This is a genomic window from Helicobacter sp. MIT 00-7814, from assembly GCF_003364115.1.
Lineage (GTDB): Bacteria > Campylobacterota > Campylobacteria > Campylobacterales > Helicobacteraceae > Helicobacter_F.
Window position 1 is genome coordinate 1 of the sequence record NZ_NXLL01000006.1, and the last position, 11876, is coordinate 11876.

An 11876-nucleotide genomic window follows, 5' to 3' on the forward strand; every position below is an offset into this window, starting at 1 on the left:
AAAGCGTTGTCGGGGGTTTGGGGGTTGCAAGGGGGATAAGGGGGTGACTTCGCAATTCAAGCCCCCTTGTCCCCCTTGCAAAAAGAAAACATAGAGAATCTAAGTGGGATTAAGCTAACAAAAAGATTCTGAAAATGGATTGCTTCGCCCTCACCCTCGCTCACAATCCACAAAATACTTCAAATACTCATTATATTAAGTTAAAATTCGCAACAATACCAAAGCAAAATTCAAGGAAAACAATGACTAAACTACCAAAAACTTGGGAAGTTAAAACACTTGGGGAAGTGTGTGATATTTTTGGTGGCTATACTCCCAAGAAGCAAGATTTAAATTCAAATAAAAGTGGGAAGCCGTATTTTAAAGTATCGGACATGAATCACGAGGATAATGAATTATATTTACAAACAACAAAATCATATTTGATAACTCATAAGTTTTTTAGAAAAAATTCTGTAGTTTTTCCCAAAAATGGAGGTGCTATCTATACAAATAAAAAAAGAATATTAAATCAAGATTCGGTTGTAGATTTAAATACTTGCGTTATGACGCCAAAGAATTTTACACATAATATGTTTTTGTTCTTTTTTATAGAAAATATAAATTTAAGTAAATACACAAAAGGTAGTGCTGTTCCAACAATAGATATGGATAGATTTAAACAAATCAAAATCCCCCTACCGCCGATTGAAACTCAAAAACAAATCGTAGAGATTCTGGACTTTAAGTTTGCTAAGATAGAAAATGCTACAAATGCACTAAATTTGGTTAAAAAGGATTTAGTAAAGCTCAAGGCTTCATTGCTTAACTCTGCTTTTAATGGGACTTTGTTAGAAATGTCATCACAAGAAGCGACAGCGACGAAGCAATCCACAAATAACACAGAATCCACCCTGCCACATTTACCACAAGATTGGGAAGTTAAAACACTTGGGGAAGTGGCGTTTGTGCAGAATGGTTTTGCTTTCAAAAGTAAAGAATACCAAGACAATGGCACTAACATCATTAGAATTTCTGATATAAAAAATAATCAAGTAGATATAACAGATTCTGTAAAAACACAAGAAAAATTGCCTAGTGAATTTGAAATTCACAAAGGAGATTTATTAATAGCTATGTCTGGCGCAACTACAGGAAAAACAGGTGTTTATCAGTATGAATTTTTCTCTTACTTAAATCAGCGTGTAGGCAATATTAAGATATTGAAAAAAGATATTTTGCTGGATAAATTTAGAAATTATTTTTTTATGAATATCAAAAAAGAAATAGAAAACCTCGCTTATGGTGGAGCACAACCTAATATATCAAAGCCTATGTTGGAAAATCTAAAAATCCCCCTACCGCCCCTAGATACTCAAAAACAAATCGTAGAGATTTTAGAATCTAAATTTAAAGGCATAGAAAAGCTAGATTATTTTGTAAATGATAGTTTGGATAAACTAAGCAAACTAAAAGCCTCACTTTTAAATAAAGCTTTTAGCGGGGAATTGGTGTGTTAGTTTTAAGTTGTCATTGCGAGCGCAAGCGAAGCGCCGTTTCTTTAGTAATTCAAGCCCCCTTCCCCCTTGCAGAAAGAAAACCTTAAAACGCTGAGCGAGGTTTGGCTAAACAAAAAGATTTTAAAGACATTTTACTATAAAACTCCTCCCTAAGCCTTTGGATAATAGCGTGCTTTGCAGATTCTAAATCCTCTTTGACAAAGGCTTTTTTATTATTTTTACGCGCACGCGCAAGCATAGATTCTGCAAGGCTCAATACTTCTTGCGCGCTTGTTGCATGCGACATAAAGCCATTTTCAAGCAAAAAACTATCATGAAACAAAAAGAGCGAGCGCACCGAAATCGTGGGAATCCCAAGATAGCAAGACTCCAAATTCATACTGCCTCCACCGCCCAAAAGCACATCAATATAGGGGTAAAATTCCTGCGGGGCGAACTTAGATTCTAAAATTTTCACCCGCTCTAAATACCCAAACTCCGCAACCAAAGGCGCACTCTCATAGCGAGGCATGATGACAATATTTGCGCGCAGGCGCTGGTGCAGTAAATGCACGCTTTCATAAAGAATGCGCGCATGCTTTTTAACATAATGCGCCTTGTATTCCTCCTCGCGCACAAGGATAATCGGAAGCTCCTCCCTAAAGCCTAACGCACGCAAAAACGGCGCACTCTCTTTGTCCTTAAGCCTTTGAGCGCGCAAATCCTCTATATTTTCAAGCCACAGCGCAATATCGATAAATGGGTAACTCACAAGATTGCGTGACTCCATCCCTAGCATGGTAAAAGCCGCGCTCGGAAGCACAAAGGGATAAAAAATAAGGCGCGAAAGGGGCAAACTTAGGCGCGCCACAATGCTAAGCAAGCGCGCATCGCACACATTCCCAGCAATGGGCGTATCTGCGAAATGCACCACCGGAATCCCAAGCCCAAACGCACATTGCGCGCCCTCCACGCTCACGCCGGTGATAAAAATTTTGGGATTTTTGGGCGCGATGAGCTCTAGCAAGAGATTTTCTCGCTCTAGGCGCGCTTTGAACTTTTCAATTCTTTGCGCGCCACCATAGCCACCCACGCTAACATGCGGAATCTTAAAAAGCTCCAAAAGGCGCGCGCATTCATCATAACCACTTGATTTTCTCGTCGTTATAAACACCTCATCTAAGCTTTGCAAATACGGCAACAGCGCACGAAAAAACAGCACATATTTTGGATCGGTAATATCAAGCCAAATCAAGTTTTTGCGCCTTTAAGGGGTCTTGAAATGTGCTTTTGGCTCACACAGCGCGCAAATCGCCCAATTTTCGCTCAAAAACTCAACGCGCGCATACGCCCTTGTGACAAAGTCAAAATAAATCCCGCGCGCATCCTTGCAACCCTCTATCTGGCTACGCAGGCTAATTTTTAGAGAATCCCTTTTTGCCACATAGCCAACAATGCCGATATAAGGCAACTCCGCGCGGATGGCAAACTCATCAAAGGGATTTTGTGGCTCTTTTTCTAGGCGCAAGATTCTACCAAGTCGCAAATGTGCGCGCGAGTGGAAAGTCTGCAAGCCGATGATAAGGATATGCGTTGGATTCAAGGCTTGTGCGCTTTTGTGAAAATAGTCATTGCGCGCAGTCCCCATCTTTTGGGCTTTCATCTTTAGAGCTTTCTAGGCATTCTTCAAAAAGAAATTTATGCTCTTGTGGCAATGCTTCAAAAATGCAAAAAGCAAGCTTCCTAATCTCCCACAGCGCATGCTTGCTACTCCTAAGCTCTAAGAAATTTTGCAACGCCCTTGCATTAATGCTCCATGAAAGCTCGGTTTTGTAAGATTCTGGCATGCAAAACTTTGCAAGATCGTTACTCACGCCTTCGCTCAAAATTTTTCTTAGATTTTCTAACGCCAAAACACTTGCTTCATTGACGCGCTCATTTTCACAAAAGACTAGAAACTGCTGTGCGCGCGTGAGATTGATAGAATCTAAAGGCAAAAAACTCTGCGCGTGTTTGAGCTCTTTAAGCGTGTAGCGCGTGGATTTCACGCTTAGGCTTGCGATTCTATGGCGTGCGAGCTCTTGCAAGCATGCGCGCGAAATGCCTTGAATATAAAAATTATAAAACAAATGCTCCAGAGTCGAGCCATGCTTGTTTTTATTCCCCACTTTGTAGATAAGCGCAAGATCCTTTTCCCCGCCATTATCCCCGCGCTCAAAGGACTGGTAGCAAGTGCGTATGGCGTGCGAGCAGACAGGAATTGGCGTGTGGTGCAAAAGTGTAACTTGCATGGAATCTCCTAAAATGGGCTTTTGGCTGTTTGTAAAATATTATTTTAAAGCGTGGATTTTAGCATATTTCTTTAAGGGACAAGTAAAATTATTTCTTCGCTAATTCTTGCGCGCGATTGACAGATTTAATCCCTGCTTGGATAAATGCCCCGCGCACGCCGAGTTTTTCTAAACATGCTAAACCGCGCGCTGTCGTGCCATTGGGACTTGTGACGGATTGCTTGATGGATTCTGCAGAATCTGTCTCCAAAAGCGAAGCAAAGCCTTTAAAAGTCTGTTTCACAAGCTCTTGCGCCTGTGAAAAGCTAAGCCCATGATACACGCCACAATCAATAAGACTCTGCGCCACAAGTGCTAAAAATGCCGGTGAGCTCCCGCTTGTAGCGATTGACGCATCAATGAGCGCTTCAGAATCCACAAACACGCAATTCCCAAAACTTTCCACAAATGCCCTTATCGCGTCGTTATTATGTGGATTTTCCGCAAATACGCAGCTTGCAGATTCTCCAAAATGCGCGCCGACATTTGGCATGATACGCACATAATTTTGCGCGCTAATTACGCCTTTCATACGCGCGATATTAATGCCAGCCATCACGCTGTAGGCAATTTCCACGCTTCCTAAAAATTTAAAAAAATCTATGCCATAAGGCTTTATACAAAAAAGCATGCTGTCAAAAGATTCTAGCTCAAGCGTCGCATTTGGAGCGATTCCTTGCGCGCACAAAATCGAGGCTTTTTTATGCTTGGCAAAGCTTTTGCAAAACTCCTGCGCTTTTGTAAAATCACGCCCTGCGATAGTAATGCGCTCAAACTCTTGCGCAGAATCTAAAATCCCTTTAACAATCGCGCGCGCCATATTTCCATAGCCTAACACAAGCAGTTTTGAAGGCTTCATCAACGCTCCTTACACAAAATAAATTTTAGGCTAGGGATTCTCTAAAAGTTCTCTAAAAAACTTGGAATCTAAGAATCTTGTGGCTTTGGACTTTCGCTTGCGCTTTCCTTTAAGCTTTCATTTTGGCTTTCATCTTTTGGCGCTTCGCAGAAGTTTTTGAAAGGCTCAGCAATCGAGTATTGCGGATATTCTAGGCTATCAAGCACCACTTGCGCCATTGTTTTGTTATCAAAGTTAAACACCAATGGCGCAAGAAAATTAATCGTAGAATCCTCTAATGGCTTTTGCAGCACCATAATATTTGCCACGAGGATATTTTTGCAATTTTTCAAATCAAGTAAAAGCTCTAGGGCTGTGGGGATTTCAAACTCATATTCGCGCAAGGCAAAGGGATTGATAAGCGTAAAAGAAGGCACGCTGCCTTCAGTATTAGTAATACGCAAGAAAATATCATCAATGCGCTCAAGCCTCATTGCTTTGACATGCTCAAAACCCAAAATCGGTGACTTGATCTCAAAAAGCATTACATAACTCCAAATATTTGCTATCTCTACAAAAAGACAATAAGCGCGGATTCTACCATAAAAAGCAAGGATTTTTTCCTAAAGTTTGATTGTCTTTGTGTATAATACCAGCTTTTAAAAATCTTAAAACTTTCTTTGATTGAAGGAATTACCCATTATGAAGTCTTTTTTGTCACTTTTATTTCCTTTGCTTTTGTTGTTTTTTAGCGCTTGCACACAAAAAGAGTTGGAATACAACAAGCCAGCGACTTATTGGTATGAAAATATTTTGAAAGAAATTAATTTTGGGAATCTAGAAGGCGCGGATTCTTACTTTTCTTCCTTGCAGTCAGAGCATATCAACTCGCCTCTTTTGCCAGAATCTATGTTAATTCTAGCTCAAGCGCATATGGATAAAGAAGAGTATTTGCTTGCAACTTTTTATGTTGATGAGTATGCGAAGCGCTATTCTAGCTTTAATGATCAAGATTATTTGGGATATTTAAAAATTCTTGCAAACTACTATGGATTCAAAAACTACGCTAAAGATCAAGAATTTGTCGCGCGCTCTATTGATGAGATTGCAGATTATTTGGATACCTTCCCAAAGAGCCGTTATGCGCCATTTGTGGAATATATCTATATCAAATTTAAGCTCGGCGAAAATGAACTTAATGAATCTATTGCAAATGTGTATAGACGCAAGGGCAAGATTGAAGCAAGCGAAGACTATCTCTCACGCAATCAAGAGATTTTGGAAGGCATAAAAATCAAGCCCTCATATATCCCGTGGTATGTGAGAATGTTTAATTGGTAAAAATTTTATAAGGAATATGTATGAAAGAAAATATTGAATTTCCCCTTATTGTGCCAATTTTGGTGCAAGATGATTTATTTATCTATCCTTTTATGATAGCGCCGGTGTATATCAATGATGATGAAAATGTGCAGGCTGTAGATAAGGCGATGGAAGGCAATGATCTTATTTTAATCAGCTCGCCAAAAGATTGTGAATCTAGCGATTCTAGTGACGAGGCGCTGTATGATGTGGGCGTGCTAGGCTCGATAATGCGAAAAGTCGCTATGCCTGATGGCAAAACAAAGCTTCTTTTTCAAGGGCTCTATCGTGCAAAAATTGTAAAAATCATCTCTGATAATCCACTGCAAGCGCTTGTAGATGTGATTTCTTATGAACCTTATGAGGAAAATACCGCAAATGCGTTGCTTGAAATTTTGCGCGAAAAGGTAAAGATTCTCGCAAATACAAGCCAGCGCTTCCCACCAGATTTGCTAAAAACCATTGAAGACAATCACGAACCAAATAGAATCATCGATCTTGTCGCCTCTAGCATGCGCTTAAAAAAAGAGCCAGCATATAAGCTTTTCGCGCAAGATAGCGTGCTTTCGCGCTTAGAGCTTATTATTGAATATGTGATGGAAGAGATCCAAGCCCAGCGCATACAAAAAGAGATCAAATCCAAAGTCCATAATAAAATGGAGCAAATCAACAAAGAGTATTTTCTCAAAGAGCAGCTAAAGCTTATCCAAAAAGAGCTAGGTGAAAATCCAAAAGATGAGGAAATCGAGCGCTACAAACAAAAGCTAGAAGCCCTGCGCCCTGCGATGAATGAAGATGCGTATAAAGAGATAAAAAAGCAAATCGAGCGCCTTTCCCGCATGCACCAAGATAGCGCGGATGCGAATTTGTTGCAAAATTATGTGGAATGGTGCTTAGAAATCCCATTTGACAAACTTTCAAAAACAAAAATTTCAATTAACACCCTCCAAAAACAGCTAGATAGCGATCATTATGCGCTAAAAAAGCCAAAAGAGCGCATAATTGAATATTTTGCGGTGCGTGAGCTAACTTCAGCGCGCAAAAAAGATTCTAAGGATTCTAAAGGCACGATTTTATGCTTTTTTGGACCGCCGGGCGTTGGGAAAACAAGCCTTGCAAACTCCATTGCCAAAGCCACAAAACGATCACTTGTGAGAATCGCGCTTGGCGGATTAGAAGATGTAAGCGAATTGCGCGGACATAGACGCACCTACATTGGCGCGATGCCGGGTAGAATCACGCAAGGGCTTATTGAGGCAAAAGAGATGAATCCAGTCATCGTGCTTGATGAGATTGACAAAGTGGCAAAAAGCTATCGAGGCGATCCCACAAGCGCGCTTTTAGAGATTTTGGATCCAGAGCAAAATAGCGCATTTAGGGATTATTACACAAATTTTAACCTTGATCTTTCCCGCGTAATTTTTATCGCTACAGCAAATGACATTGGCACGATCCCGCCACCTTTGCGCGATAGAATGGAGTTTATAGAGATTTCAAGCTACACGCCACAAGAAAAATTCCAAATCGCGCGCAAATACCTAATCCCACAAGAGCTAGAAAAACACGCGCTAAAAAGCGCAGAAGTAACAATCTCAAGCGAGGCACTCAAAGAAATCATCGAAAAATACACAAGAGAAGCGGGCGTGCGTGGCTTGCGCCGACAGATTGCAAGCATTATGCGCAAAAGCGCAAAGGAAATTCTTAACAAAAAAGAAGCGACAAAAATTAGCATTACTCCGCGCAATGTGGGGCAGTTTTTGGAAAAAATCGTTTTTGAAATCTCCCCAAATGACGCAAAAGATAAAATCGGCGTGACAAATGGGCTTGCATGGACGAGTGTAGGTGGCGATGTGCTGAAAATCGAGGCGATTAAGATTAAGGGCAAAGGCGCTTTGACACTCACAGGAAGCATGGGCGATGTGATGAAAGAATCTGCTAAAATCGCGCATTCTGTGGTGAAAACGCTGTTTGATAAAAAATTCTTGCAAAATAAAAAGCAAAAATTGCCTAAAGATTCTCAAATTTATACGCTTTTTGATATACATTTGCATATCCCAGAGGGCGCCACGCCAAAAGATGGTCCGAGTGCAGGTATTACGATGGCTTGCACGATTGCGTCAATTTTGAGCGAAAGAAAGGTGCGCGCACAAATCGCCATGACAGGCGAGCTAACACTTACAGGCGCGGTTTTACCCATTGGCGGGTTGAAAGAAAAGCTCATCGCCGCACATAAAGCTGGTATTAAAAAAGTGCTTATCCCGCGCAAAAACTATGAGCGCGATTTAGATGAGATCGAGCAGGAAGTAAAGGAAAATATGGAAATTGTAGGCGTTGATACAATCGAAGAGGTTTTGGAACTTGCGCTTGTATGAGCTGGGGATTCTAAGCAGAATCTAACAAGCAATTTTAAGGAGGCAAAATGATTTTAAAAGAGAAATTTAAAAAAGAAGGTGATTTTTTATTCCGCTATCGCAGTTACCTGCCTTTGGCGATTATTCCGATGTTTTTGCTCTGCCTTTGGAGCTTTGGGCAAAATCTCATTTATATGCAGGGCTTTACGATTTCGCTTATGGGCGTAAGCCCGATGTTTAGCGGGTATAACATTACGCTTATTCTTTTGGCACTTTTTATTGGCTTGCTAGGGCAATTTGTGAGAATCCTCGTGGCTGGCTATGTCCCGCGCGATACTTCAGGGCGCAATACAAAAGAACAAAAAGCAAGCGTGCTAAACACCACAGGTATGTATTCGCTTTGTCGCAATCCGCTGTATCTCGGAAATTTTTTGATGATGCTCTCCCCTATCATTTTGCTTGGGAATTGGCTTTTTGCGCTTGTGTTTGCGCTTGGATTCTGGCTGTATTATGAGCGTATTATTTATGCTGAAGAGGCGTTTTTGACACAAAAATTTGGCGAGGAATATTTAGCTTGGGCGAAAAACACACCAGCTTTTTTGCCAAACTTTAAAGCGTATAAAAAAAGCGAGCTTGATTTTAGTATGAAATCAATGCTTAAAAGAGAATACCACTCGCTTTTTGGCTTGGCAGTTTCGCTTGGCTTTGCGTATTATATGATTGCGTTGTATGTTTTTAGAAGTTTCAAAGTCCCGCTTGAGCCGATTTTAAGCGTGTTTTTTGTGCTATGCGCGGTGATTTATGTCACTATGTTAATTTTAGTTAAGAAAACAAAGCTTTTTGAAGTCGAGGGACGCTAAGTTAAATATCTTTTATTACAATCTTTCCTTTTCCGTGTGAAAACCTAGCGCTTATAAAAAAGCGCGCATATCGCTTAGATTTTCAACAATCTAAGCTTTTAAAGCCCAAAAAATGGATATTCCACAAACTCATTCTCTTATTTTAGATTCTCTTCCGCTTGGCAAGCTTTTTTTCTTGCGTTTGGAGAATGCCTTTTTACTCGCGCAAAAGGGCGACTGCATCGCGCTTACAAGCAAACTTGATAATTTAGAGCATGAGTTGCTTTCATGGTGTCAATTTAAAGGCGAGCGGTTTTTAGAAAAAAAGGCGCAAAAACACTGCTTCACTTATCTTTTGCAAAAGCGCTCTCACACGGCTTTTCCACATTTTCAAGTCCCACAGCAAAACTCTCTTTTGTCACTAGCGCCAGATGATTTGGGACTTGCTGCGCGCGGGAGCATTACAGAAATCGCTAGCCCAAATTATTATTTTGAACTCACTTCAAAGCAAGATATTTGGAGTGAGAAGCTAGAAAAGCTCTATGAAGATTCTAAACTTTCACAATGGAGCGCCACGCATGATATTACATGGAGTGAGATTCCATCATATTCCCCAGCACTTGAGTTTGCCACCGCGCAGATTATGACTTATTTGGTGGAGAATGAGTTTTCCGCGTTGTATGTGCCCTCAAAGTTTTTGTCAAAAATTTCACCCTATTATTATGAAGTGCCGCTTTTGCTTAGCTCTATTATTGGCGATGAGGCGCGGCATATAGAGGTTTTTATTAAGCGTGCAAATGCCACAGGGCTTGGGCTTCAATACTCCACACGCACCACGCAACAAAGCCTTTTTACGCTTTTTAAGGAAGATGATTATTTGAAATCTAGCTTTTTGCTTCACATTATGGGGGAAGGAACATTTGTGGATTTATTGCATTTTTTGGAATCTCATGCCAAAGATGCGCCCACAAAAAAGCTTCTCTATCTCGCGCGCAAAGATGAAATGCGCCATGTGGCGTATGGAATGAATAACATCAAAAACGCGCTTTTGTGTAATCCGCAAAAAGTTGAGATTCTTAAAAATGCTGTTTTTAAGCGCAAGCAGTATTTAGATGAGCTAAGTGGAGAATCTACCTTGCTTTTAGAATCTCTTTGCGTATTTGCAGGCGGGGGCGAACAAAGCGCACAAATAAAAAGAGGCTTTGAAAAGCTAGAAAATCTTAAAACAAAAATGCAAAAAAATCGCACAAAAAGGCTCATAGAATGCGGGATAGACGCGGAGCTAGCGCATGAAATGAGCAAGGCGCACACGCCAAATTTTATGTAAGAATCTAAAAAGTTTTTAGCAGTATTTTAAGATTCTAAAGTATTGCTAAGGGCTTAACCCTTAATAAGCAATCCGTTGGATTGAAACACAAACTACATAAGGAGCATTTATGCTAACACTTCAAAATCTTACAACCTACACACAAGAATTTGGGCGCAAACACATAGCCCCACTGACAAAACGCACTGACGAGGAGGGGAGATTCCCACAAGAGGCGTATGAGGCGCTTAAAAAAGAAGGCTTTATGGGATTGCTTGTCCCTAAGGAATATGGCGGTTTAGGCGGGGGGAATTTCGAGCATGCGCAAGTGTGCTACAACCTCGCGCAGTTTTGCGCCACAACCGCGCTTTGCTATATGATGCATAATACCGGCACAGCGTGTTTGGTGGCATTTGGAAGTGAGGAGCTCAAAAATGAGCTTTTGCCAAAAATCGCAAAAGGTGAGGTGAGCCTTGCACTTGCATTTAGTGAAAGTGGCTCGGGGACGCATTTTGGCGCACCTGATATTACAGAATCTCAAAATGGCACAAAGCGCATTTTAAATGGGCGCAAAAGCTTTGTAACTTCCGCGCAGCACGCAAATTTCTATCTCACCTATACAAATTCCTGCCAAATTGCAGGGGCGAAAAACACTTGGCTTGTGAGTAAAGATTCTCAAAATCTCGTGCATGAGACAAGCACTTGGAATGGGCTTGGTATGCGCGGAAACGCTTCAATGCCTGTGCAGTATAATAATGTCGAGCTTGAGGAAAAATGGCGCATTGGCAAAGAGGGCGAGGGAGAGACGCAAGCAGGCTTAGTGGTGATGTATTTTGTCGCGGGGCTTGGCGCGGTGTATAGCGGGCTTGGGAATGCAGCGTATGAATGTGCGCTTGCGCACACAAAGGAGCGCAAATACACTTCTGGTAGCGCGCTCAAAGATGTTGAGCTTGTGAGAATCCACCTCGCAGATCTTTATACAAAAGCCCAAAGCTCAATCGCGCTCGTGCTTGATGCGGCAAAGAGCTTTGATGAAGTTGGCGCGGCGGCTGCGCCCAAAATATTTGCGTGTCGCATTAACGCAACGCATAATGTGATGGATATTTGCACGCTTGCTTTAAGGCTAGGCGGAGGCAAGGCGTATAATAAGGCATTGCCGCTGGAGCGCTATATGCGCGATGCGCTTGCTTCACAAGTAATGGCACCGAGCCTAGATGTGCTGAAAATGTGGCTAGGAGATGCGATTACAGGCTAAAGTGCTTTAGAGAGTCTGCGGATTCTCATCAACCAAAAAAAGGTTGAGTATGTGCGCGGAGCTGAAAACAAAGCGGAATTTATTTCCGCGAAGTTGAAAGCGGAGCGGAGGCGGAGT

Annotated in this window: 11 protein-coding genes; 6 read left to right on the top strand and 5 right to left on the bottom strand. The window is 41.5% G+C overall.

Annotation, left to right across the window (positions count from 1 at the left end):
- Positions 1–242: 242 nt before the first annotated feature.
- Positions 243–1499: a restriction endonuclease subunit S gene (locus CQA49_RS02735; protein WP_181882590.1), complete on the top strand. Its 1257-nt coding sequence runs from the start codon at positions 243–245 to the stop codon at positions 1497–1499.
- 82 nt (positions 1500–1581) lie between these two features.
- Here the strand turns inward: CQA49_RS02735 and CQA49_RS02740 are convergent, their stop codons facing one another.
- The 5 genes from CQA49_RS02740 to fliW form a co-directional block, all read right to left on the bottom strand.
- Positions 1582–2733: a DUF354 domain-containing protein gene (locus tag CQA49_RS02740; RefSeq protein ID WP_115574440.1), complete on the bottom strand. Its 1152-nt coding sequence runs from the start codon at positions 2731–2733 to the stop codon at positions 1582–1584.
- Positions 2734–2745: 12 nt separating this feature from the next.
- Positions 2746–3141, bottom strand: coding sequence for an HIRAN domain-containing protein (locus tag CQA49_RS02745; protein WP_115574441.1), 396 nt, complete (start codon positions 3139–3141; stop codon positions 2746–2748).
- On the bottom strand, positions 3107–3769 hold the full coding sequence (gene thyX / locus CQA49_RS02750) for an FAD-dependent thymidylate synthase (protein WP_115574442.1): 663 nt from the start codon (positions 3767–3769) through the stop codon (positions 3107–3109). Before thyX ends, CQA49_RS02745 begins: the two co-directional genes overlap by 35 nt.
- Before the next feature lie 88 nt (positions 3770–3857).
- Positions 3858–4667, bottom strand: coding sequence for a pyrroline-5-carboxylate reductase (locus CQA49_RS02755; RefSeq protein ID WP_115574443.1), 810 nt, complete (start codon positions 4665–4667; stop codon positions 3858–3860).
- Positions 4668–4735: 68 nt separating this feature from the next.
- The gene (gene fliW / locus CQA49_RS02760) at positions 4736–5191 is read right to left on the bottom strand and encodes a flagellar assembly protein FliW (protein WP_115574444.1); all 456 of its coding nucleotides are present in this window, start codon (positions 5189–5191) and stop codon (positions 4736–4738) included.
- Positions 5192–5348: 157 nt separating this feature from the next.
- Here fliW and bamD point away from each other — a divergent pair, with 157 nt between their 5' ends.
- The 5 genes from bamD (at position 5349) to CQA49_RS02785 (ending at position 11759) form a co-directional block, all read left to right on the top strand.
- Positions 5349–5987 (top strand): outer membrane protein assembly factor BamD, encoded by a 639-nt coding sequence (gene bamD / locus CQA49_RS02765; RefSeq protein WP_115574445.1) that lies wholly within the window; start codon positions 5349–5351, stop codon positions 5985–5987.
- 20 nt (positions 5988–6007) lie between these two features.
- Positions 6008–8380 carry an endopeptidase La gene (gene lon / locus CQA49_RS02770; protein WP_115574446.1) on the top strand — a complete coding sequence of 791 codons (2373 nt, stop codon included), beginning with the start codon at positions 6008–6010 and terminating at the stop codon, positions 8378–8380.
- 47 nt (positions 8381–8427) lie between these two features.
- On the top strand, positions 8428–9219 hold the full coding sequence (locus CQA49_RS02775; RefSeq protein ID WP_115574447.1) for an isoprenylcysteine carboxylmethyltransferase family protein: 792 nt from the start codon (positions 8428–8430) through the stop codon (positions 9217–9219).
- Positions 9220–9331: 112 nt separating this feature from the next.
- Positions 9332–10525 carry a ferritin-like domain-containing protein gene (locus CQA49_RS02780; protein WP_115574448.1) on the top strand — a complete coding sequence of 398 codons (1194 nt, stop codon included), beginning with the start codon at positions 9332–9334 and terminating at the stop codon, positions 10523–10525.
- A gap of 109 nt (positions 10526–10634) precedes the next feature.
- A complete protein-coding gene (locus tag CQA49_RS02785) occupies positions 10635–11759 on the top strand; it encodes an acyl-CoA dehydrogenase family protein (RefSeq protein WP_115574449.1) in 1125 nt (374 codons plus the stop codon).
- Positions 11760–11876 lie beyond the last annotated feature (117 nt).

Bases quoted from the DNA above. Each gene is read 5' to 3' on its own strand.
- CQA49_RS02780 (WP_115574448.1), top strand. From the start codon at position 9,332: ATGGATATTCCACAAACTCATTCTCTTATTTTAGATTCTCTTCCGCTT.
- lon (WP_115574446.1), top strand. From the start codon at position 6,008: ATGAAAGAAAATATTGAATTTCCCCTTATTGTGCCAATTTTGGTGCAA.
- CQA49_RS02745 (WP_115574441.1), bottom strand. From the start codon at position 3,141: ATGAAAGCCCAAAAGATGGGGACTGCGCGCAATGACTATTTTCACAAA.
- thyX (WP_115574442.1), bottom strand. From the start codon at position 3,769: ATGCAAGTTACACTTTTGCACCACACGCCAATTCCTGTCTGCTCGCAC.
- CQA49_RS02755 (WP_115574443.1), bottom strand. From the start codon at position 4,667: ATGAAGCCTTCAAAACTGCTTGTGTTAGGCTATGGAAATATGGCGCGC.
- CQA49_RS02775 (WP_115574447.1), top strand. From the start codon at position 8,428: ATGATTTTAAAAGAGAAATTTAAAAAAGAAGGTGATTTTTTATTCCGC.
- bamD (WP_115574445.1), top strand. From the start codon at position 5,349: ATGAAGTCTTTTTTGTCACTTTTATTTCCTTTGCTTTTGTTGTTTTTT.
- CQA49_RS02735 (WP_181882590.1), top strand. From the start codon at position 243: ATGACTAAACTACCAAAAACTTGGGAAGTTAAAACACTTGGGGAAGTG.
- fliW (WP_115574444.1), bottom strand. From the start codon at position 5,191: ATGCTTTTTGAGATCAAGTCACCGATTTTGGGTTTTGAGCATGTCAAA.
- CQA49_RS02785 (WP_115574449.1), top strand. From the start codon at position 10,635: ATGCTAACACTTCAAAATCTTACAACCTACACACAAGAATTTGGGCGC.